This is a genomic window from Streptococcus sp. 'caviae', from assembly GCF_001937065.1.
Classification (GTDB): domain Bacteria; phylum Bacillota; class Bacilli; order Lactobacillales; family Streptococcaceae; genus Streptococcus.
Genome location: NZ_MOWR01000002.1, coordinates 88,994 through 108,208 on the forward strand (window position 1 = coordinate 88,994; position 19,215 = coordinate 108,208).

Annotated in this window: 16 protein-coding genes and 1 riboswitch; of the genes, 13 read left to right on the top strand and 3 right to left on the bottom strand. The window is 42.5% G+C overall.

Features of this window, described 5'->3' with window-relative positions:
- The first annotated feature begins 98 nt into the window (after positions 1-98).
- A complete protein-coding gene (locus BMI76_RS10750; RefSeq protein WP_180372823.1) occupies positions 99-248 on the top strand; it encodes a hypothetical protein in 150 nt (49 codons plus the stop codon).
- 41 nt (positions 249-289) lie between these two features.
- Here the strand turns inward: BMI76_RS10750 and BMI76_RS02515 are convergent, their stop codons facing one another.
- Entirely contained in the window at positions 290-1,327 is a 1,038-nt protein-coding gene (locus tag BMI76_RS02515) for an NADPH dehydrogenase (RefSeq protein ID WP_075346035.1), read from the bottom strand.
- Between the two features lie 101 nt (positions 1,328-1,428).
- Positions 1,429-2,364, bottom strand: a complete 936-nt coding sequence (locus BMI76_RS02520) for a dihydroorotate oxidase (RefSeq protein WP_075346036.1) — start codon at positions 2,362-2,364, stop codon at positions 1,429-1,431.
- A gap of 291 nt (positions 2,365-2,655) precedes the next feature.
- Here BMI76_RS02520 and BMI76_RS02525 point away from each other — a divergent pair, with 291 nt between their 5' ends.
- The 5 genes from BMI76_RS02525 to BMI76_RS02545 all read left to right on the top strand — a co-directional run bounded on the left by BMI76_RS02525 (position 2,656) and on the right by BMI76_RS02545 (position 8,726).
- Positions 2,656-2,904: a hypothetical protein gene (locus BMI76_RS02525; protein ID WP_075346037.1), complete on the top strand. Its 249-nt coding sequence runs from the start codon at positions 2,656-2,658 to the stop codon at positions 2,902-2,904.
- A 618-nt stretch (positions 2,905-3,522) separates the two neighbouring features.
- Positions 3,523-4,215, top strand: coding sequence for a phosphoglycerate mutase (locus BMI76_RS02530; protein WP_075346038.1), 693 nt, complete (start codon positions 3,523-3,525; stop codon positions 4,213-4,215).
- 248 nt (positions 4,216-4,463) lie between these two features.
- A complete protein-coding gene (gene pbp2b / locus BMI76_RS02535; RefSeq protein WP_075346039.1) occupies positions 4,464-6,542 on the top strand; it encodes a penicillin-binding protein PBP2B in 2,079 nt (692 codons plus the stop codon).
- A 10-nt stretch (positions 6,543-6,552) separates the two neighbouring features.
- Positions 6,553-7,152: a recombination mediator RecR gene (gene recR / locus BMI76_RS02540; RefSeq protein ID WP_075346040.1), complete on the top strand. Its 600-nt coding sequence runs from the start codon at positions 6,553-6,555 to the stop codon at positions 7,150-7,152.
- 527 nt (positions 7,153-7,679) lie between these two features.
- On the top strand, positions 7,680-8,726 hold the full coding sequence (locus BMI76_RS02545) for a D-alanine--D-alanine ligase (RefSeq protein ID WP_075346041.1): 1,047 nt from the start codon (positions 7,680-7,682) through the stop codon (positions 8,724-8,726).
- Between the two features lie 56 nt (positions 8,727-8,782).
- Here BMI76_RS02545 and BMI76_RS02550 read toward each other — a convergent pair whose 3' ends face one another.
- Positions 8,783-9,343, bottom strand: coding sequence for a folate family ECF transporter S component (locus BMI76_RS02550; RefSeq protein ID WP_075346042.1), 561 nt, complete (start codon positions 9,341-9,343; stop codon positions 8,783-8,785).
- Positions 9,344-9,389: 46 nt separating this feature from the next.
- Positions 9,390-9,479, bottom strand: a riboswitch (THF riboswitch).
- 233 nt (positions 9,480-9,712) lie between these two features.
- Between BMI76_RS02550 and murF the strand changes: the two genes are divergently transcribed.
- The 7 genes from murF to BMI76_RS02590 all read left to right on the top strand — a co-directional run bounded on the left by murF (position 9,713) and on the right by BMI76_RS02590 (position 19,054).
- Positions 9,713-11,083 (top strand): UDP-N-acetylmuramoyl-tripeptide--D-alanyl-D-alanine ligase, encoded by a 1,371-nt coding sequence (gene murF / locus BMI76_RS02555; RefSeq protein WP_075346043.1) that lies wholly within the window; start codon positions 9,713-9,715, stop codon positions 11,081-11,083.
- A gap of 67 nt (positions 11,084-11,150) precedes the next feature.
- Positions 11,151-12,341, top strand: coding sequence for a hypothetical protein (locus tag BMI76_RS02560; protein ID WP_075346044.1), 1,191 nt, complete (start codon positions 11,151-11,153; stop codon positions 12,339-12,341).
- 36 nt (positions 12,342-12,377) lie between these two features.
- Positions 12,378-13,055 (top strand): TIGR02206 family membrane protein, encoded by a 678-nt coding sequence (locus BMI76_RS02565; RefSeq protein ID WP_075346045.1) that lies wholly within the window; start codon positions 12,378-12,380, stop codon positions 13,053-13,055.
- A gap of 201 nt (positions 13,056-13,256) precedes the next feature.
- Entirely contained in the window at positions 13,257-14,801 is a 1,545-nt protein-coding gene (locus BMI76_RS02570; protein ID WP_075346046.1) for a peptide chain release factor 3, read from the top strand.
- A gap of 280 nt (positions 14,802-15,081) precedes the next feature.
- Positions 15,082-15,555 carry an Rrf2 family transcriptional regulator gene (locus BMI76_RS02575; protein ID WP_075346047.1) on the top strand — a complete coding sequence of 158 codons (474 nt, stop codon included), beginning with the start codon at positions 15,082-15,084 and terminating at the stop codon, positions 15,553-15,555.
- 457 nt (positions 15,556-16,012) lie between these two features.
- The gene (locus BMI76_RS02585; RefSeq protein ID WP_075346049.1) at positions 16,013-16,441 is read left to right on the top strand and encodes a YjdF family protein; all 429 of its coding nucleotides are present in this window, start codon (positions 16,013-16,015) and stop codon (positions 16,439-16,441) included.
- Positions 16,442-17,221: 780 nt separating this feature from the next.
- Positions 17,222-19,054 (top strand): SH3 domain-containing protein, encoded by a 1,833-nt coding sequence (locus tag BMI76_RS02590; RefSeq protein WP_075346050.1) that lies wholly within the window; start codon positions 17,222-17,224, stop codon positions 19,052-19,054.
- The last annotated feature ends 161 nt before the right edge of the window (positions 19,055-19,215 follow it).

A 19,215-nucleotide genomic window follows, 5' to 3' on the forward strand; every position in this document is an offset into this window, starting at 1 on the left:
GCTTAAACGAACCAGATGATTTGCCGCCATTTGCGCTTGAAGAAATCTAGGAGAGCCGCTTCTTACATGTACTTATAGCCAAAGGAGAAAGATCTGTTATGGAAAAATTGTTTCTCGTTTTTCTCATTGTCTTTTCACTTGCCAAAATGATCAGTGTTATTTTTGTCAGTAAAACAATGGAAGCTTCTGACTTAAAAGCGCAACATCAGTCTGAGACGGACAGGGATAGTAAAGACGATTTTTCATAAAAGAAAGCACCCGCAGCAAATAACTGTAGGTGCTTTTCATTTTATTTGACCTGTCCGCGTTCATAGGAATTATTGTAAACCTTAAACTGGTGGTCGTGCAAAATTGCTGCAGCGTCTGCCAGCCAATTAACATTTCGAATCAGACCGCGTCCGATTTCAATCAGGTCAGCCTGCTGGGTTTGCAAGAGGTATTCATCTAATTCTGGAGAATTTAGCAGACCGACAGCAGTAGCAGGAATGGACACAGCTTCTTTCATGCGGCTGGTGTAAGGTGCCTGATAGCCGCCGTAAACGGGAATGTTTGGACGGACATCGAGCAGGCCGCCAGTTGAAACATCAATACAGTCAATGCCGTCGCGTTCCAGCCAGCGTCCGATATTTTGCCAGTCTTCAATGGTATTTTGTGTGCCGCTCTCATCATAAGCCGTTAATGATAAGCGAATCCAGACAGACCCCTTAAAATTAGCCTTAATGTGAGGCAGCATTTCCTGAACAAAGCGGTAGCGATTTTTCAGACTGCCGCCGTAACTGTCCTTGCGGTGATTGGTCAGAGGTTCTAAAAATTGATTGATGAGATAGCCGTGAGCTCCATGCAGTTCAATCAAGTCAAAGCCGGCTTCCTGGGCGCGTTTGGCTGCCGCTGCGAAAGAATTTTGAACTCGCTTAATATCTGCCGCCGTCATTTCGCGCGGCTTTCCGTACTCTTGATTATAGGCAATAGGACTCGGGGCAATTTTATCGATAGCGTCAGCGGCTTTTCGACCGCCATGGCCCAGCTGTACACCGACTTTGGCACCAAAAGCATGCAGCTCATCCACCAAAGATTTCAGTCCCGCAATATGGTCATCACTCCAGATACCTAAGTCATTATTTGTTAAACGGCCGTCCGGTTCTACGGCTGTTGCCTCTAAAATAATCAAGCCAACCTGGCCGATAGCGCGGGAACCGTAATGTGTATGGTGAAAGGGTGTGACTTTTCCATCTTCTTTTTCAACAGCGTACATGCACATGGGCGGCATAACCACTCGGTTTTTTAGTGAAAGCCCTGCGACTTGGGCAGGTGATAATAATGTTGACATCTAACTCCTCCTTTTGATTCTTGCTTTCATTATAGCAGAAGTACTGCTGAAAGAGGAAAATAAAGAACCGCCTTCTTTAAGGAAGCCGGTTCTTATAAAGGTCAGTCTATATAGTTCAGCTGGCCGCGGAAATCTTCCAGACTGTCATAACCTTTAGCTGTCATGATATCTTTTAATTCTTTGGTGATGCGCTCGAAAACTTGCGGGCCTTCTTGGTGGAGCGCTGTTCCGATTTGGACCATGCTGGCACCGCAGAGAATATGTTCAAAAGCATCGCGGCCTGTTTTGACACCGCCTGTACCGATAATTTGAATTGACGGATTGAGATGCTTGTAAAATGCGTGAACATTGGCCAGAGCTGTTGGTTTGACATAGTCACCGCCAAGTCCGCCAAAGCCGTTTTTGGGTTTAATAACGACTGTTTCATCCTCAATGACCAATCCATTGCCGATGGAGTTAATGCAGTTAACAAAGGTGAGAGGGTATTTATTGAAAATCGCGGCTGCCTGATCAAAATGCACAATATCAAAATACGGCGGCAGCTTAACACCGAGAGGCTTGGTGAAGTATGAAAAAACTTCTGCAAGAATCTGATCGGTTGTCTCAAAATCATAGGCAATCTGCGGTTTGCCGGGAACATTGGGGCAGGAAAGATTGAGTTCGACCAGGCCCTGGTAGCTGCTGGCTTCAACCTCTTTTAAAATTGTATGGGTCTCTTCCGGTGACATACCAACGAGCGAGAGAAAATGATTTTTGCTGCCCGGCTGATCTTGCAGCTCAATGACATAGTCCAGATAATATTGGAACCCTTTATTGGGAAGCCCCATTGAGTTGATAGAACCTAGAACCGTATCGGCATAGCGCGGTTCAGGATTGCCTGCACGCTCTTCAAGAGTGCCGGTTTTAGTCACAAATGACCCTGCCGCAGACTGTTCAATAGCGTCTAATTCTTCACGCGTCATGCAATAGACACCGGCAGCATTCATCAGACAATTATCAAAATCAAAAGAGCCGATTGTTGTGTGAGTTGAAACCATGTGACCTCCAAAAAGTTAAATTTTTTCTATTGTAACACTAGATATACGCAGCCGCAAGCTTATTTGAGAATCTTCTTATGATTTTATGGCTTCCTTATGGGTGTCGGTTTCTTTTTATTACCATATTTTTTCGGAAAATTTACGTTTTTTCATAGAATATACAGTTATGTTAAATTCGGTCAAATAGTATTGATTTAGAAACATCAAATGTTAAAATAATTTTCAAATACTAAATTAACGCTTCAAGAGCTTGCTGCAAGCTGATAGAAGTTTAGACAAAGAACACAATAAATGGCCTTTGACAACTTTGAGGCAGCAGATATGGCTGTTCTTTCGGATGCTGAAGGGGAAGGTTTGTTACTAGGCCTTGCGGGAGCCGCTTTTGAATTCATTGGCGGAGCGGCTGTAGGTGCAGGGCTTGGTACGGTAACTGTGCCTGTCTTTGGAACAGTATCTGGAGCAGGAGCTGTAGGTGCGAGTACTGGCTTTGCCTGTATGATGGCCGGATTAAGTTATGATAAATGTGGGCCATTGATTTAATAGGATTGCTTATGTTTTTAGAGAAATATCGACGCTATATATTTTTAAGTTATATATTCCTAGCTTTATTGTGTGTATTGATTCCCAACAATGACGCCAAGTTAATTATATTTACTTTGCTCATATTGCAATCTCTTTTTGTTATTGTCATATACTTAAAAAGTAATAGGTGAATGAAATTTTTAATAAGATAGGCTTATAAATATGGAATATTATATTATTGGAGCCATTGGAGGCCTTGTTTTCATAATGCTTCTAAGTCTAATGAATTGTAAAAAATAATAAAAAGATGATGTTAGTTTATGGACATAATTCGATTTATCTTAGTATTGCTTGTTTTGTGTATACTAGCACTGGTTTCTTACCGCAGTAAAAACATTATGATTTCATTTATCTGTGCCATCGTTTTGATGGCTTTATTTGCTTATTCTCTTTTGCATTAATATTTTAGAGTTTAAATGGTTACTTTTTGATCTGATGTCATTTTAGAACTTTCGTTTTGCTTTTGAAACAGAAGATTTCAATCTTTTTAGAAAATGCAGTAGATTTTTTCACGATATTTTTGTAAAATAAAACAGTAAACTATTTGACATTGGTCAAAAATAAAGGAGAACATTAATGGTAAAATTAGTATTTGCTCGTCACGGTGAATCAGAATGGAACAAGGCTAACCTTTTCACTGGCTGGGCTGATGTTGACCTTTCAGATAAAGGAACCCAGCAGGCGATTGATGCCGGCAAATTGATCAAGGAAGCAGGAATTGAATTTGACCTTGCCTTCACATCAGTTTTGACACGTGCCATCAAAACAACTAACTTAGCTCTTGAATATTCTGATCAGCTTTGGGTGCCGGTTGAAAAATCATGGCGCTTGAATGAACGCCACTATGGTGGTTTGACTGGTAAAAATAAGGCTGAAGCTGCTGAACAATTCGGTGATGAACAAGTTCACATTTGGCGTCGTTCTTATGATGTTTTGCCTCCGGCTATGGCTAAAGACGACCAATACTCTGCCCATACAGACCGCCGTTATGCAAATCTTGACGATACTGTCGTTCCGGATGCGGAAAACCTGAAGGTAACGCTTGAACGTGCTCTTCCATTCTGGGAAGATAAGATTGCTCCGGCACTTAAAGACGGTAAAAATGTTTTCGTTGGTGCACACGGTAATTCGATCCGTGCCCTTGTTAAGCACATCAAACAATTATCAGATGATGAAATTATGGGTGTTGAAATTCCTAATTTCCCACCATTGGTATTTGAATTTGACGAAAATCTGAACGTGACTGCTGAGTACTACCTCGGAGAATAATTTTTAGATTGTTTGTTTAAAGAAAAAGAAATGAGATTGGCTGAGTTCCAATCTCATTTTCTATAGCAAACCAAAGCCTCTTTGCCGGCAGCTGTATAAGTAAGACAGGGATGATAAGATTAGTTTTACTGAGTTCCTGTCTTGCTTTTTCTTTGCAGGAATTTTGCTCTGTTTGAAGAAAAGTCACAAGTTTTCATCTAAATTATGATAAAATAAAAGACGTAGTTTCATAAAAAATAGGAGGAAAAATGGTACGTAAACTCAAGAAACCTAAGAAGAATCAGTCCAGAACCTTTGTTCTTATCTCAAACAGAATCAATCTCCTATTTTTCTTTATTGTAGCTCTGTTTACAATCTTGCTGTTACGATTAGCACAGATGCAGATTTACGACGCTAAATTTTACAAGGCCAAGTTAACAGAATCAACGAATTATACGATCAAGACGTCAAGTCCCAGAGGTCAGATTTATGACGCTAAGGGCGTTCCTTTGGTTGAAAATGAGGTCAAAGAAGTTGTTGCTTTCACCAGAAGCAACACGATGACTGCTGAGGATATTAAAAAGAATGCCCAGAAATTAGCAGGCATGGTCACTTTGACTGAAAACAAGGTCACCAAGCGTCAGAAAAAAGATTATTATTTGGCGGATCCTAAGATCTATCAAAAAGTGGTTAAGAAGCTGCCGGATAAGAAAAAATATGATAATTTCGGCAACAATCTGAAGGAATCAGATATCTATGCCAATGCGGTCAAGGCTGTTCCGGACAGTGCAATTAATTATTCTGAAGATGAAGAAAAAATCATTTATATTTTCAGTCAGATGAATGCGACATCGGTCTTTAACACGGCCTCCTTGACAACGGGAGATTTGACGGCCGAACAAATTGCTGTGCTGGCAACCAGCAAGTCAGATTTGGAAGGTATTTCTGTGAAGACGGACTGGGAGCGTAAGGCCGATAAGAATTCAATTACCTCCATTATCGGTAAGGTTTCCAGCCAGAAAACGGGCCTTCCTGCTGAGGAAGCAAGTGACTATGTCAAAAAGGGTTATTCGCTGAATGACCGCGTCGGAACTTCTTACTTAGAGAAACAATACGAGGATTACCTGCAGGGCAGCCGAACTATTCAGTCCATTAAAGTTAATAAAGAAGGAAAGATTGTCAGCAATAAAACCACCGCCAAAGGAACCAAAGGCAAAAATTTGAAGCTGACGATTGATCTTGAGTTTCAAAAGGGTGTTGAACAGATTCTCAACCAATACTTTAAGTCAGAATTAGCAGCCGGAAACACCAAGTATTCCGAAGGTGTCTATGCTGTTGTCTTAAATCCCAATACAGGCGCTGTTTTGTCTATGGCCGGCCTTGAGCACGACCTGAAATCAGGAGAGGTTTCCTCCAATGCGCTGGGCACCATTACAGAAGTTTTCACCCCCGGTTCTGTGGTTAAAGGAGCTACCTTAACGGCCGGCTGGGAAAATGGTGTCTTGTCAGGCAATCAGGTCATCAATGACCAAGCCATCCAGTTTGCAGGCTCTAACCCGATCAAATCATGGTTTACCAATGGCTCAATCCCGCTGACTGCCAGCCAGTCCTTGGAATATTCGTCCAATACTTACATGGTTCAGCTGGCCTTAAAGCTGATGGGACAGGATTACCACAGCGGTATGACGCTGTCGTCAGAGGGCTATGAGAGTGCCATGGAAAAACTGCGAACGGCTTATGCTCAGTACGGCCTCGGTGTGGCAACTGAGATTGACCTTCCGGGAGAATCCAAAGGCTACACACCGGATAAGTTTGATGTTGCCAATGTTCTGACAGAATCATTCGGTCAGTTTGACAACTATACGGCCATGCAGCTGGCTCAGTATGCTGCTACTGTAGCTAACGGCGGCAAGCGCATCGCTCCCCATTTGGTGGAAGGAATTTATGATAACAACAAGACCGGCGGTTTGGGCAAGCTGGTTCAGTCTGTTGATACCAAGGTCTTAAATGAGGTGCCGATTTCCAGTGATAACATGGCTATCATCAAAGATGGTTTCTATAATGTTGTTAATGGCGGCAGCTATGCGACAGGGAAAACTCTTGCCAACGGTGCCAGCGTTCCTATTTCTGCTAAAACCGGAACGGCCGAAGCCTATGTGACCGGTGAAGACGGTAAATCTGTCTACACATCCAACCTGAATGTTGTCGCCTATGCTCCCAGCAATAATCCGCAGGTCGCTGTAGCTGTCGTCCTGCCGCATGAAACGGACTTGCACGGGACAACCAGCCATGCCATTACCCGCGATATTATCAACCTTTATCATAAAATGAATCCGATGAAACAGTGAGGAAAATAGAATGCTTTACCCAACTCCCATAGCGAAATTGATTGAAAGCTTTACCAAGCTGCCCGGAATTGGGATTAAAACGGCGACACGTCTGGCCTTCTATACAATTGGCATGAGCGATGAAGATGTTAATGATTTTGCCAAAAATCTTCTGGCTGCTAAGCGGGAGCTGACCTATTGTTCAGTCTGCGGCAATCTGACCGATGATGATCCTTGCAGCATTTGTACAGATGACAGCAGAGATGATTCGACCATTCTCGTGGTGGAAGACAGCAAGGATGTGTCGGCCATGGAAAAAATCCAGGAATATCATGGCCTCTATCATGTTTTGCATGGGCTTATCTCTCCCATGAACGGTATTGGTCCGGATGATATTAATCTGAAAAGCCTTTTGACGCGCTTGCGGGATAATAGTGACATTACTGAAGTTATTATCGCCACCAATGCAACAGCGGATGGAGAAGCAACGGCTATGTATATCTCCAGAGTGCTAAAACCAGCTGGAATCAAGGTCACGCGGCTGGCCCGCGGGCTGGCAGTCGGTTCTGATATTGAATACGCTGACGAAGTAACCCTCCTGCGTGCCATCGAAAACAGAACAGAATTATAGTGGCGCCTTTTTCCGGCAGATTTTTGCTTGGTCAATTGCTAAAAAGAACCTTCAGCTTGCAGACAAACTCTATAGTTAGCATTTCACAAGCACACACATCTTAGGATAGTATCAACTCACAATCTATAAGAAAAATAGGCGAATTGAACACAGGCTGCGGATTGTGGCAAAAAGATGAGTCCGCCTAGAATCTTAACGATTCCGCGGCGTACTCCCTATTTTGCCTTTATCCGCAGGCGCCCTTTGTATCTTGAACTTAGGTATGAAATTCCAAAGGAAGTTGCTGCGACGATTGCCGCTAGAAATCGATACTATTTCTAACGGCAGTCTAATGCAAAACCTAGTCAAAAGCTATAGCGTTGGCGTTTGGTTTTGCCGTCCGTGCTACCTAAGGAAAGTATCATAACACAATAGTTCTTTTGATAAAAATTGACTTTTTCTTCAATCTGACCTTTTCAATATTTTTTGAAAAGGTTCTTTTTTTATGATATGATAAATGAAAAATGAGAAAATAGAAAAGGTAATTTATGTCAAAAGAAACACTGATTTTGTTATATGGCGGCCGTTCTGCTGAGCGTGATGTCTCGGTACTCTCAGCCGAGAGCGTTATGCGGGCAGTGAATTATGATAAATTTCTGGTCAAAACTTACTTCATCACTCAAAAAGGTGATTTTATAAAGACTCAGGAATTCAGCAGTCAGCCCTCAGATTCAGAAAAATTAATGACCAATGACACTCTTGTTCTTTCTCAAAAAATCAAGCCTAGTGATATTTATGAAGAAGGAGCTGTCGTTTTTCCTGTTCTTCATGGACCGATGGGGGAAGATGGTTCAGTTCAAGGTTTCTTGGAAGTTTTAAAGATGCCTTATGTGGGGACCAATGTGCTGACTTCCAGCCTAGCCATGGACAAGATTACAACCAAGCAAGTCTTAGAAAGTGTCTCTATTCCTCAGGTGGCCTATGTGACCTTTATTGAAGGAGAAGATGTAGAGGCTAAGCTGGCTGAGGCCGAAGCTAAACTGACTTATCCAGTCTTTGTCAAGCCGGCTAATATGGGCTCAAGCGTGGGCATTTCTAAGGCCAGTCATCAAGCAAAACTGAGGGCAGCAATTGAACTTGCGTTGAAATATGACAGCCGCATTTTGATTGAACAAGGTGTCAATGCGCGTGAAATCGAAGTCGGTATTCTGGGAAATAAGGATGTTCAGACAACCTTGCCTGGAGAAGTGGTCAAAGATGTTGCTTTTTATGATTACGAAGCTAAGTATATTGACAATAAAATTACCATGGCTATTCCGGCAGATGTTGATGACAGCACGGCCGCAAAAATGCGCTCATACGCTGCGGCAGCTTTCAAGGCTTTAGGAGGCTGCGGCTTATCGCGCTGTGATTTCTTTTTGACAGCTGAGGGAGATATTTTTCTCAATGAACTAAATACCATGCCCGGCTTTACCCAGTGGTCCATGTACCCATTGCTTTGGGAAAATATGGGACTTACTTATCCGAAGTTAATTGAAACATTAGTCCAGCTGGCAAAAGAAATGTTTGCCAAGCGAGAAAGCCATTTAATTTAGGCGGAGTAAAATAAAAAATCAGAGATGGGATGGTTCTCTGATTTTTATTTTTATAATTATGTTTTATGCATTAGTTTTTGTAGTTCAGGAATTCGCTGCAGCTGCGGAATAACAGCCATAATCACGAGGACACGAATGGGAATCTCAAAGATTTTTAACCAGCGGCCAGCGATAAACTGAGCAATAATGGGTACACCGTAGTAAATTTGGATGAGCAATGGTGTAAAAATGAAGCTTCCGACGAGCATGATAGCAGTCGTTGCCAGACTGACATGAAACCAGTCTTTCCGAGAAATCCAGCTTAGGGATTTTCCATAGAAAAAAAGGCCGTACAGCAGACCTTGAAAGGCTTCTACAAGAGTCCACCAGATGATAAAATTGCCGGCATTGCCTGAGAGAGTGTCCACAATGTCAAGCAGTCCCAGAGCTATGAAACTCCAAACAGGCCCGGCAATCATTCCGATAATCGTATTGGGAATGAAGGTCAGGCTGATTGCCAGCTGCTGGGGGATAATGGGAATGGATAGTTTTCCCATGATAAAGGACAAGGCAATAGCCATAGCAAGGGTGACCAGACGCTGAACAGTTAGTTGGGGAAGTTTGAAAAATGATAACATAGTTGCTCCTTAATATAAATGGAGCTGTTCATCAAGTAAACTTGAAAACAGCGGATGCAATGATTTACCGCGCGTTAGCTTCGTTGTGTGACAACATCCCATTCACACACACTTGACGCAAACCATCTACTCTGTGCAAATTACTTTGCTTGTTTATCCAGTCAGAAAGTGATTGCCTCAGCCCAAAAAAATCCAGAAACAAGGGCTGATTCTGATTTTTAGATTGGCTGCAGCATACTGCCGCATAGGCAATGAACATTCACTTAATCAGCGGATAATATAATATTATATCATAAAGATATTTGTTGGCCAGTATTTATGGTATAATGGGCGTAGTGATTTTAGAATTTTCCTAAAAAGGATTTATAAATGAAATTAAGTTTATATGAGGCCGCCAAAGCTGTTGGCGCCAAAAATGATGTGACCCATTTTGAAGACCTTGCTCTTCATCAGATTGAATTTGACAGCCGGAAAATTGCGCCAGGCGATCTTTTTTTGCCGCTTAAGGGCGCACGTGACGGCCATGATTTTATTGACACCGCCTTTGCAAACGGCGCTGCTGCCGTTTTTTCAGAAAAAGACTTGGCTGACACAAAGCCCTACATTTTGGTTGATGACTGCTTAAAAGCTTTTCAGGATTTGGCTCAGTATTATCTGGAAAAAATGCGTGTTGATGTGATTGCTGTGACAGGTTCAAACGGCAAGACAACGACCAAGGACATGATTGCAGATATTTTGGCCAGCACCTATAAAACTTATAAGACCCAAGGCAATTACAATAACGAAATCGGTCTTCCCTATACGGTTTTGCACATGCCGGATGATACCGAAAAAATCGTTCTTGAAATGGGACAGGACCACCTTGGTGATATTGCACTCTTGTCTAATCTGGCTCATCCGCACATCGCTGTGGTGACACTGATTGGTGAGGCGCACTTAGAATTCTTCGGCAGCCGGGAAAAGATTGCCCAAGGAAAAATGCAGATTACACAAGGAATGGACGGCCATGGTATTTTGATTGCACCGGCCGACAAGATTATCAATCAATTCCTGCCGGATAATCAAAAGGTTATTCGTTTTGGCTCTGACGCAGATATTTATGTGACAGAATTAGAAGAGCACAAAGATTTTCTGACCTTTAGCACTAACTTCTTGGAGCAGAGGATCACCTTGCCTGTTACCGGCAAGTACAATGCCGCCAATGCTATGATTGCCGCCTATGTGGGCAAGCTGCTGAATGTGCCGGAAAAAAAGATTGTTGCTGCCTTGTCTGAACTGCAGCTGACCCGCAACCGTACCGAGTGGAAAAAAGCTGCCAACGGTGCCGACATTCTTTCAGATGTCTACAATGCTAATCCGACGGCTATGCGCTTGATTTTGGAAACTTTTTCGGCGATTCCAAGTAATGAAGGCGGTAAAAAAATCACCGTTCTGGCAGATATGAAAGAGCTGGGTCCGGACTCTGTTCAGATGCATACCAATTTGATTACCAGTCTGAATCCGGATGTTTTGGATACTGTGATTTTTTACGGGGACGATATTGCTGATTTGGCCCAGTTAGCCAGTCAGATATTTCCGTTGGGCAAGGTTTATTATTTCAAAAAGACAAAAGATCAGAATCAATTTGAAGAGCTGCTCAAACGGATTAAAGAAGTCTTGCAGCCTGAGGATCAAATCTTGCTTAAAGGGTCAAATTCAATGAACTTAGGCAAGGTCGTAGAATTTTTGGAAACAGATTAGCTGCTGCTTAACTTCATTTTCAGGCGGCAGTCCAGTTTGATGATAGAAGGCTTTTTTGGAGAAAAAAATGAATTTAATAAAAGAAGAGTGGCGCTTTTTCTTAGAAAATAAAAATAAGGTTTACCAATGTTTTTATACAATTGCACTCATAGCTGTCGTTTATACATACTCTTTTAAACGTTATATGGTAGATGATACTTATGTAGAATTTACCTTGTTTTCTCTGCTGCTCAGCCTTGTGACCTTTATCTGGCATCTTTATTTGCATAAGTGGTCAAAGGAAAGCTTATTTGCCGTAATTGCAGTAGGTATCTGTTTGGTCTTGCTGCCTTCTGAATTTTATTTGATAGATTTTGCTCCGGATTTTTCCTTACTGTCTTTTTTCCTGCTGTCCGTTTCGGTTGATCCCAAGCAGTCCAATCTTGTTACCATTATTTTTTATGCCAAAATTCTGTTAGCTATCGGAATTTTGCTGTTTTACATCAATGGCAAAATACCAGATGTTACCCTTTATAGGCCTGCAAAGCACCTGGTTCGCCACTCTTATGGATTTATGCATCCCAATTCCCTAAGCATGTTTATCATAAGTTTGTTTTATGATTTTTCGCTCATGCGTAAAAAAATAGTGCCAATATCTGAAATTCTATGGCTGATTGTTTTGGGACTTCTGGTTTTTTCAATTACAGATTCACGGACAGGTCTTCTTATTTTTGCAGTGATCTTGGTTACTTCCCTCTTTAAAAAGCAGCTGCTGGCTTACAAGATATCAGGAAAATTTGTCTTTCAATCAATTGTCGCGGTCTTTGTGCTTGGTACTCTGATTTCCTATTTTTACCAAGCTAAGTCGTCTGTTTTTGATTTTTTAAATTCAATACTGTCCGGCCGTCCGAAAAATGCTCATGCTTATATCAAGGCTTACGGTTTCAAGTTTTTACCTAGACGGGTTCCGGATTTGCACTATGCAAACGGAGCTAGAATTTTTAATGAGAATTATTATGTTGATTCTCTCATGCGTCAGGGAATACTTGTTTATCTGCTGTTTCCAATTATGATCGGCCTTCAGACCCTAAAGAAACGTTTCACCCTCTATCATTTCATCTTGATTCTGTCCGCTTTTCTGATAGCGATGATCGAAGATTACGGTGTCAGTCTTGGCATCTGCACGATTTTACTGTTTAATTACTTTGCAGTTCCTGAGGAAACATCGTATAGCATCGAAGAAAATCAAGATCTGAAGCAGCAGAATTTGAGAGCGTAAGCCCAGCTGCTCATAAAAATGAAAAGAAAGTTTATGATGAAGGCATTTATTACCTCCCAGCAGACACAGCCGCCTGAGATTTCCCTCTTGTGGTATCTGGTGATGATGGCTGCACTGCTTTTATTGATTTATACTTCTGCCAAATATTACCAAAATCCTGTTTATGTCAGAACCTTTAAATTCTTTCAGGCTTTTCAGCTGACAGCGCTCTATGCTTGGTATTGGTTTGCAGCTATTCCTCTTTCTAACAGTCTGCCCTTCTATCATTGCAGGCTGGCTATGTTTGCTCTTTTGCTGCTGCCTGACGGGACCAAGCTCAAGCAGTACTTTGCTTTGATGGGGGCAAGCGGGGCCATCTTTGCTCTAGGCTATCCCATTATGGATGCCTACACTTTTCCTCATATCACAGCTTTTTCGTTTATTATCGGCCATTATGTTCTTTTGGTCAATGGTTTGGTTTATCTGTTCAATCACTATGAGAGCCGTCTGCTCAGCCGGCGCAGCATAACTGTTTATACCTTGGGGCTCAATCTTTTTTTGGTTTTTATCAACAAAATAACCGGCGGCAACTATGGACTCCTGCGCTATCCCCCTTTTATCAGCCAAAGCGCTTTATGGGTGAGGTATTTAGCTGTTTCCTTGGTTTTAATAGCCATGCTGCTGCTGATTGATGAGATTTTTAAAAGGATTAGGAAAAAGAGACTGGTGTTTTAAAGCTTTTATAGGCAGAAGAGTCCGTTAAAGATGCTCTTCTGTTTTTTATAGCAGCAGAAGGCTTGAAGATGATTGAAAAAAAGCTGAAAATTAAGTATACTAATAGGGTTGGTATGCTGAAATAACAGAGATCATCATTAGATAATTCCATCTCTGCTAAGCATCAAAGAATTGTATACGATAAATGTAAAAAGAGGACCTATGAATTTACAAGACGAAATTAAAAAACGCCGCACTTTTGCTATTATCAGTCACCCGGATGCCGGAAAGACGACCATTACTGAGCAGCTGCTCTATTTTGGCGGCGAAATCCGTGAAGCAGGAACGGTCAAAGGGAAAAAAACAGGCACCTTTGCTAAATCAGACTGGATGGATATCGAAAAGCAGCGCGGCATTTCCGTGACCTCATCTGTGATGCAGTTTGATTATGCGGGCAAGCGCGTTAATATCCTTGATACACCGGGGCACGAAGACTTTTCAGAAGATACCTACCGAACCCTCATGGCAGTGGATGCCGCAGTCATGGTTGTGGATTCGGCTAAGGGGATTGAAGCACAGACCAAAAAACTGTTTGAGGTCGTTAAACATCGCGGAATTCCCGTCTTTACCTTCATGAACAAATTGGACCGCGACGGCCGGGAACCGCTTGATCTTCTGGAAGAACTCGAAGAAGTGCTTGGTATCGCCAGCTACCCTATGAACTGGCCTATTGGTATGGGAAAAGCTTTTGAAGGTCTCTATGATTTGTATAATAAGCGCTTAGAGCTCTATAAGGGTGATGAGCGTTTTGCGGATTTTGCTAAAGGTGCAGAACTTTTTGCCAACAATCCTTTTTATGAGCAGGTCTTAGAAGATGTCGAATTGCTGCAGGAAGCCGGCAATGAATTTTCAAAAGAAGCTATTCTAAAAGGAGAACTGACGCCCGTTTTCTTTGGCTCTGCCCTGACTAATTTCGGCGTTCAGACATTCTTGGATTCCTTCTTGGAATTTGCACCAGAACCGCATGGGCATCAAACGACTGAAGGAACGACGATCGATCCGCTCAACAAAGATTTTTCTGGTTTTGTCTTTAAAATTCAAGCCAACATGGACCCCAGACACCGTGACCGGATTGCCTTTGTCCGCATTGTGTCGGGTGAATTTGAGCGCGGCATGTCAGTGAATCTGAGCAGAACCGGCAAGAGTGTCAAACTGTCAAACGTCACTCAGTTCATGGCCGAAAGCCGGGAAAATGTCAGCAATGCTGTTGCCGGCGACATTATCGGGGTTTATGATACAGGAACCTATCAGGTTGGAGATACGCTTACAGTTGGTAAAAACAAGTTTGAGTTCGAACCTCTGCCGACCTTTACCCCAGAATTGTTTATGAAAGTCGCCGCTAAAAATGTCATGAAGCAAAAGTCCTTCCATAAAGGCATTGAACAGCTGGTGCAGGAAGGTGCTATTCAGCTTTATACAAATTATCAAACGGGCGAATACATGCTGGGAGCTGTCGGCCAGCTGCAGTTTGAAGTTTTTAAACATCGCATGGAGAATGAATATAATGCAGAAGTGGTCATGACTTCAATGGGCAAAAAGACTGTCCGCTGGATTAAGGAAGAAGACCTCGATGAGCGCATGTCCTCCAGCCGTAATATCTTGGCGCGTGATCGTTTTGATCAGCCCGTCTTTCTCTTTGAAAATGATTTTGCCTTGCGCTGGTTTGCGGATAAATATCCAGATGTTGAATTGGAAGAAAAAATGTAAACCAATCTTCTAAGGATAAAATTTCTTTTGTTAAGATTAATATTTGCTGCTCAGCCATTCTGTTAAGAACTGATTGTTTCAGTTCTTTTTCTTGTTGGCAGGACAGGCTTTGAAGGCTTTCCTTGAAGAGCGCAAATGTTTCTCTTTTAGCCATCTTATGCAGCAATAGTGATGAGAGCAGGGCTTCTTATATCTTATAGATGTACCTTTAATACATACAACTTTTTGGGCTTTTATGGTATAATAATTCAAGAAAAAAATAATTTTAGAAAGGGGTAAAATGAAACAGTCAGTACAATTCAGTGATGCCATTCATATCATGGTTTATGTGTCCTGTACCAGCAATCCTGATTTTTTAAAAAGCGAAATGATTGCGGCCAGTATTCAAACCAATGCTTCCAATGTTCGTAAAATCATGAGCAATTTGAGAAGAGCCGGCTTAATCATCAGCCAGCGCGGTAAGGCTCAGCCGCGCTTGGCAAAAGACAGTTCAGAGATTACCCTGTTAGATATTTTTGAAAGCCTGCCGTCCCATAACACTTTGCTGCAGGTAGACAGAAATACCAATGCCGACTGTATCATCGCAAGCGGTGTTAAAGAGGTTTTAACTGCTAGATATCAAGAAATACAAGAAGCAGCTGAAAAGGCCATGGCCCAGATCAGCTTATCAGATATTATGGCTGATTTTTCACAGATTGCTGTGCAAAGATACCCTCAATTCGCTGAGGAATTAAGCCGATTTCTGCCTGATTAAGCAGCGACGTTGAGATGGTTTACAGCTTCATAGCTGCATTTTGACCCGAAAAAAGAAGCAGCCTTAAATATAAAAAGAAACCGGTATAGTTTTTGCTATGCCGGTTTTCTGGCTCTGGGTGTTATGCTTGAAAAGCCTTATTTTTCATTTAAGGTGAGAATGCAGCTGTCTCTTGATGCATTGAGGCAGTTTGCTGCTCTTGCTTAGTATTTACGCTATCTAACCATTTCATAAGGGCAGCCAAGGCCTTAGATATTTTTTTAATGAGCAGCACCCAATGAATTTGTTCCTGCTTGATTTTTTTGTTACAATAAAAGCGGTATAAAAACACATTGCAGTTGGTAGTCTGCAAGCATCATCAGATGTCAGTAACCTTCCCTCCAAGGTCGTCCCATACCAAATATATATCATTGAACAAGGGCTAAATTTCCTTGTTTCTTAGTTTGGAGGGACTGGCATGAAAATGACAGTTTATTTTGACGGTGCCTTTTGGGCGGCCTTGGTGGAATATACTGATACCAAGGGTCGGTACAAGGCCTTTCGCTATGTCTTTGGCAAGGAACCCAAAGACGAGGATATCCTTGCTTTTATTTATGGAGATTTGGGAAAATGGCAGAGCAGATATGCTCATATTGACACACATATTGAGGCAGACAGCTCAGCTCTTTCGCCAAAGAAAAGCAATCCCAAGCGCATGCAGCGAGAAATTAATAAGGCTAAAAGAAAACCGATTGCTTCGACCAAAGCGCAAGTGGCCATGCAGGAAATTCACGACAGCCTGAAAAAAGAACGCAGGTCTCAAAGCAGGCAGGAGCGTGAAGCGGCCAAAGAGCTTAGGTATCGGCAAAAGCAGGAGAAGCGCCGTCAAAAGAAGAAGGGACACTAATGTGTCTTAGACAAAGACCTTTTTCAATGCAAACATGCTTTGAAGCTCTTCAAATATCAATTAAATGGCTTTGGTTTACGAGCGAAGCGAGCCTTAATCCGAGATTTCCGCCGTGATAAAAGTGGTAGACCTCCCTTGTTTCTGCCACTCGGAAGATTTGAGACCTTAGGCTCAAATCTTAACTGAACACGGGCTGCGGATGGTGGCAAAAAGATGAGTTCGCCTAGAATCTTAACGATTCCATGTCGTACTCCCTATTTTGCCTTTATCCGCTGACGTCCTTTGCATCTTGGACTTAGGCATGGAATTCCGAAGGAAGTCGCTGCGACGATTGCAGTTAGAAATCGATACTATTTCTAACTGTAATCTAATGCAAAACCTAGTCAAGAGCCATAGCGTTGGCGTTTGGTTTTGCCGTCCGCATCACCTAAGGAAAGTCTCATAAAAGACTTTGTCTTCAAGTTGAGACCGGAACATAAGTTCCGGCCTTTTGTTCATTTAGCTGTCAGTGAAAGTATAATTATAGTCCACGAACGATGTGAAGCAGGGCATCGTGAGAATGCTGGCAGCAAGGTTGAGGCAGCTGCTTTTTCTTATTGGTGAGATTAGGTCAAACAATATTTCGTTTTCATTACAATTACATTGCATTATATTTCTTTTATGTTACAATAAAGATGTAAAAAGTCATCTAAAACCTGTTTACTTTAAAAAATCAGTCGGGCGGTTTTACTAACCAACAGCTGTTTCTGCTGAAACACAGGGAGATAGAAGGAGAAAATCATGAAAAGAAATTATTTAGATCATCAGGCACAACGTTTTTCAATTCGTAAATATTCATTTGGAGCAGCTTCTGTTCTGATTGGCTGTCTCTTGTTTCTAGGTGCTCAAAATATTTCTGCCGATGAAGTAACAAATCCGCTCCCAGCAGCTAAAACGACAGTTGCTCAGCCAGCTGTTTCTGAAAACACAGCTAATCAAGGCGACAGCACAGCATCATCTGTTGCCGCTCAGCCTGTAAGTGAAGCTGTCCAAGCTGTCCAGCCGGCTGAAGCAAAAAGCAGCACGCAGCCAGCCACTGCAGATAAGAAGAGCGCTGCTCTCAATCAGCCGCTTGGAGCCCCTTCCGCTGTCTCTGAAAAATCAGTCAGCAGTGTAAAAACTCCTGCTGTTAGCGATAAGCTTCAGTCAGCTGCTCAGCCCATAGAAAAAACTGCTCCTGCGAGCAGCAAACCTGCGGTCAGCACACAAGACCGCACCGCCAGCAGCAAGGTCGGTGTAAAGGCTGTCCAGTCTCGTGTTTCAGCACAGTCAGTTCAAAAGAAGACGACCGCTTCAGCAGTTTCTCTTGCGCCCCAAGGCAACTATACTTTTAAAAAGCAGACGCCTGTCAAAAATGAACCTAAAATGGCCAGTGCAACCCAATTCTCCTTTTATGCCGGAGATAAGGTATATTATGATAAAGTTCTGGATACTGACGGGCACCAATGGATAAGTTATATTTCCTACAGCGGCATCCGCCGTTATGCTCCGATTGGAGTAACGGTTTCCGTCCCCGCAGCGCCAAAGCCAACAGCGGCAAAATCCTCTCTTCCGGCTTCCGGAACTTATCATTTTACCAAGCAGGCAGATGTTAAAAATCAGCCTAAAATGTCCAGCCCGACCCAATTTTCCTTTTACAAGGGGGATCAGGTTTATTATGATAAGGTCTTGAATGCAGATAACCATCAATGGATCAGCTACATTTCCTACAGCGGCATCCGCCGCTATGTGGTTATCGCTTCACTGGGCACACCAGCAAAACCACAGCCAAAACCAGCAGCTCCGAAAGCAGCTGGCAGCATCAGCATTCAAAATAAGACCAGTCAGCAATTTGATGTTCTGATTTCTAAGGTTTCAAGCAATCAAACCATTAAAGAAGTCAGAGTTCCGGTTTGGTCCGATCAAAATGGTCAGGATGATATTGTGTGGTATAAAGCTGACAAGAAGGCAGGCGGCAATTATCAGGTAACGGTGAAAATCAGTGAACACAAAAATAATACTGGTAAGTACCATGTCCACCTTTACTATCTGATGAGCAGCGGTCAGCAGCTTGGTATCGGATCTGCCGAAACAACTGTTGAAAGGTCTAAGCCAGCTCCAGCAGTACCTGCTAAGAAGAACCTTCCAGCTTCTGGAACCTACACCTTCACAGGTAAGACGGATGTCAAAAATGCAGCTAAGATGTCCAGCCCAACTCAGTTCTTCTTTAACAAAGGGGATAAGGTCTTCTATGACAAGGTCTTAGAAACAGATGGCCGTCAATGGATCAGCTATGTATCTTACAGCGGTATCCGCCGCTATGCTCCTATAGCCGTGCTTGCGCAAAAGAGCGGCAGCAGTTCCGGTCAGACGGTTCCGGCAGCACCAGCAAAACCCAAACTTCCGGCTCAGGGAACTTATACCTTTACCAAGGAACTCAGTGTTAAAAATGCAGCTAAAACGTCCAGCCCGACCCAATTCACATTCAGAGCAGGTGAAACCATTCATTACGATAAGGTTCTGACGGCCGACGGCCATCAATGGATCAGCTACATTTCCTACAGCGGCATCCGCCGCTATGTTCTCTTTGCTTAACAACAAACCTCCGGAAAGTTCCGCTGGCTTTACAGCACTTCTTCTGGAGGCTTTTTATGTTGAAAGCGTGTTATGGTTCTATTCTAAAATAAAAAACTATCAATTTGCGCTATTTATGTTATAATGGTTAGGTTGCACATACTAATAAGTTTAATAAAGCA